Annotated in this window: 2 protein-coding genes; both read right to left on the bottom strand. The window is 70.2% G+C overall.

Going from position 1 to position 4,056, the window contains the following annotated elements:
- Positions 1 to 1,806: non-ribosomal peptide synthetase (locus tag FNQ90_RS14805; protein ID WP_182606812.1), on the bottom strand; the 1,806-nt coding region annotated here is incomplete at its 3' end.
- Between the two features lie 106 nt (positions 1,807 to 1,912).
- Positions 1,913 to 3,685: a non-ribosomal peptide synthetase gene (locus FNQ90_RS14800; RefSeq protein WP_323379970.1), complete on the bottom strand. Its 1,773-nt coding sequence runs from the start codon at positions 3,683 to 3,685 to the stop codon at positions 1,913 to 1,915.
- Between the last annotated feature and the right edge of the window lie 371 nt (positions 3,686 to 4,056).

Below are 4,056 nucleotides of genomic sequence, written 5' to 3'. Positions count from 1 at the left end.
GGGGGCGGGCAGCTGCTCGCCGGGGGCCGCCTGCGCGCAGTGGGCGGTGATGGCGCGCGCCGTACGCAGCCGGTAGACGTCGGAGGCGGTCAGGCGGGCGCCCAGCCGGGCGCCGACCCGGGCCGCCAGTCGGATCACGTCGAGCGAGTTCGCCCCGGCCATGACGAGGTCGTCGTCCTCGGCCAGGTGCGCCGCGCCGAGCAGCGCGCGGATGTCGTCCAGGACCGGGCTGTCCCGGGTCGGCTGCTGCGTCGCGGCGCCGGCGGGTCCGGCGCTGCGACGCAGCAGCGCCTCCACCGCCTTGCGGTCGGCCTTCCCGTTGGCGTTCAGCGGGAGCTGCACGGCGTGTGCCAGTCGCGTCGGCACCATCGCGTCGAGCAGGCTGTGTGCCGCGTGCTCCGTCAATCCCGCCTCGTCCAGGGGCTGCTGGTGGACAGTCGTGTAGGCCGCCGCGAGCTGTACCCGCCCGGGCGCCGTCTCCAGCGGAACAACACAGCAGGCGGTGACCTCGGGGTGGTTCTCCAGGACGGCCTCGACCTCGCCGGCCTCGATCCGCACCCCCCGGATCTTGAACTGGTGGTCGGTCCTCCCCCGGTAGCGCAGCAGTCCCTCGGCGTCGCGCACCGCGAGGTCGCCCGTGCGGTAGAAGCGCACGCCGCCCCGGGTGAAGAACCGCCGAGCGGTCTCCTCGGGGGCGCCCGCGTAGCCGAGGGCCACTCCGTCGCCGGCGACCGCGATCTCGCCCATGTCGCCGTCCGCGACAGGCCGCCCGTCCGCGCCGAGCAGGGCCACCGTGGTGCGGGGCACCGGCGTCCCGATCGGGATCTCCGTGCTGCCCTCATCCACGTCGGCCGGGCGGATCACGTGGGTGGTGGCGAAAATGGTGCTCTCGACCGGCCCGTATCCGTTGACCATGTGCAGAGCGGGGAACTCGGTCAGCACGCGGCGGGCGTTGCTCACCGACACACGCTCGCCGCCGACCAGCAGCAGGCGCACCGCGCCGAAGAGCTCGATCCGTTCCTCCGCCAGCACGCTGAACAGCGAGCTGGTGAGCCAGAGGCTGTTCACGCCCTGCCGTATGGCCACCTCCAGCCCCTGTGCGTCCAGCGCCGTGGCCGCCCGGTCCATCAGGACGCAGCGGCCGCCGTTGAGCAACGGTGCCCACAGCTCGAGCGAGAGCCCGTCCCACGGCAGCGGAGCCGCCTGGTGGAACACCGAGTCCCGGCCGAGGGGAATAGCCGGGCAGTTGACCAGGGTGCGGATGGTTCCCCGGTGCGGGGAGAGCACCCCCTTGGGTTTCCCGGTGGAGCCGGAGGTGTAGAAGACGCTGGCCGTCGCGGTGCCGTCGTACAGCGGCTCGGGGACCGGAGCGGTGCGCCCGAGCTCCAGCAGGGAGGCGAGGGTGACGGTGCGCACCTCCGCCCCGGCCGGGACGGTCCGCGCGCCGGGCGCATCGATGACGCACAGCGCCGTATCCGTGCCCCGGAGCGTCTCCTCCACCCGTGCCTGCGGCCACTGCGGGTCGATCGCCACATAGGAGGCGCCCGCGCGCAGGACGCCGAGCAGCGCGGTCACCAGTTCCGGGGAGCGCGGTATGCGCACCGCGATGTGCCGGCCGGGCTCGACACGGAGCCGGCTCAGCGCGGCCGCCACCGTCTCGGCCCGCTCAGTCAACTCGCCGTAAGTGATCTTCCGTTCACCCTGTTGAACGGCGACCGCGTGGGGCCGAAGCCGGGCATGGTGGGCCACCACCTGTTCGATGCGCTCACCGAACCCGTAGGGGCCGTCGTCGGCGGGGGTACTCATCGGATGACCTCCACCGGAAGGTGGGTGATGCCGTGCAGGAAGTTCGAACGCAGCCGGCGGACCTCGTCGGCAGGCCTGAACCGGAGCCCGGAAACCAGCCGCCGGGTCATGCCGTCGCTCCTTCGCGCGACGCGTCGATGGCCGCCGCGAGGTCCTTCAGCACGGTGTTGTTGAGCAGCACCGGGAAGGGGAGGGAGAGGCCGAGCTCGCGGTTGATGCGGTGGTGCATACGGAAGGCGAGCAGCGAGTGGCCGCCCAGGCCGAAGAAGTCCTCGTCCCTGCCGACGCGTTCGGTGCTGAGCAGGTTCTCCCAGAGGCCGGCGAGGAACCGCTCGGTGTCGGTCCGCGGACCCGCGTACGACTCCTCGCGCGCCAGGTGCTTGGCGAGCACCTCGCGCAGGGCGTCGAGGTCGCGCTTGCCGTGCGCCGTCGCCGGGATCCGGTCCTGCATGATGAACCGGCTGGGCACCATGAAGTCCGGCAGGTCGCGCTCGGCCCGCTCGCGCAGCTCTTTGACGCCCGGGCCGCTTTCGTCGAGCACCACGAACGCCACCAGACGTCGGTCGTTGCCCTCGCCCTGCGGCAGCACGACGGCTTCCCGGACCTCGGGGTAGCGGCACAGACCTCGCTCGACCTCACCGGGTTCGACCCGGTAGCCACGGATCTTGACCTGGTTGTCGGCACGGCCGACGAACATCAAGGCGCCGTCCTCGCGCTGCCGCGCCAAGTCGCCGGTGCGGTACATGCGTGTGCCGTCGGCTTCGCCCGGCAGGGTGAGGAAGCGTTCGTCGGTCAGCTCGGGGCGGTCCTGGTAGCCGCGGGCCACGCCGGGGCCGCTGACGAACAGCTCGCCGGTCTCGCCGGGGGCCACGGGTTCCAGCTCCGGGGAGAGCACCCGCACCGACACTCCGTCCAGGGGCAGGCCGATCGGAATGGCGTCGGACTCCGCGTCCTCGGCCGTCACCTGATGCGCGGTGCAGGCGGTGGTGATCTCGGCAGGACCGTAGAGGTTGTGGAGGGTTCCCTTGAACCGCCCGCCCAACAGCGCCCGGCAGGCTGCCGGGAGGAGCACGTCGCCGCCGGTCTGGAGGACGCGCAGCGGGGCGAAGGCGTCCCGGTCCTCGCGCACCACGTGGTTGATCACCATGGTCGGCACGAGCATCGCCGTGATGCCGTACTGCCTCATCTGCCGCTGGAAGTCGGCGGCCAGCAGATCCGGCACGGGCGGGAGGATGACCGCCTGCGCACCGTATCCGAGAGTGCTCCACATTTCGAAATGGAAAGCGTCGAAGGAAATGCTGGATATCTGGCCGACCCGGTCCGCCGTCGTGAGCGCCGGCAGGCTCGGGTTACTGGCGAAGGAGACGATATTGCGGTGCTCCAGGACAATCGCCTTGGGCTCGCCGGAGGAACCGGAGGTGAACAGCACGCCGGCCGCGCTGTTCGGTTCCACAACCTCTTCGGCCGGAGCGGTGTCCGCGGCGACGCGGTCTTCGATGGAGACGATCCGGGCGGACACGGACGTCAGTCGATCCTCCCATCCGGCCTCGGTGAGCACGATCTTCGCGCCGCTGCTGTTCAGCATCAGATCGCGACGGGTGTCCGGGTAGCGGCTGTCCACGGCGACATAGGCCGCCCCCGACTTGAGAATTCCGAGGATCGCCACGAAGAGCTCGACCGACCTGCGCAGATATACCCCGACACGGTCCTCGGCCCCCACCCCATGCCTCCGCAGCAACGCGCTGACCGCGTTGGACTCCTCGTCCAGCTGCGCATAGGTCAGAGTCCGGGTGTCATCACGAACGGCCGGGCGGTGCGGGTGCGCCTCCACGGACCGCCCGAAGAGCTCCGTGAGGGTGCCGACAGATCCCCTGATCACCACTGCTTCCTCCTGTTTTCCATATGCCATTCTCGGAATTCGCATAGGCGACCCTGCGCGCCGCACCATCAAATGATGACGAGTGGAATGGTCTTGCCGGCGAGCAAGAACGTCGTCCTCGACATGAATCTCGCATTCAAGCGGGCCCGGAAAGATGTCAACTTTGCGGAAGTCGAACGTGAATGTGATGACATCGGTGGGCGAATTCTGCCGCCCCGGGGCACCGAAGGATTGGACCGTGGGGCCGCGTGCGGCGCTGTTCGGGGAGGGTGGTGATGTGGTGGGTCATGTCGGTCACCTGAGACTCCTGATGTGTGGCGGTGCCTCGGTTGCCGGGTCGTGGTCCGGGTGTGTGGGCAGGTGTGCCAACT

It is taken from the genome of Streptomyces alkaliphilus (genome assembly GCF_014141535.1).
GTDB lineage: Bacteria > Actinomycetota > Actinomycetes > Streptomycetales > Streptomycetaceae > Streptomyces > Streptomyces alkaliphilus.
This window is presented reverse-complemented; position numbering and strand designations above follow the sequence as displayed.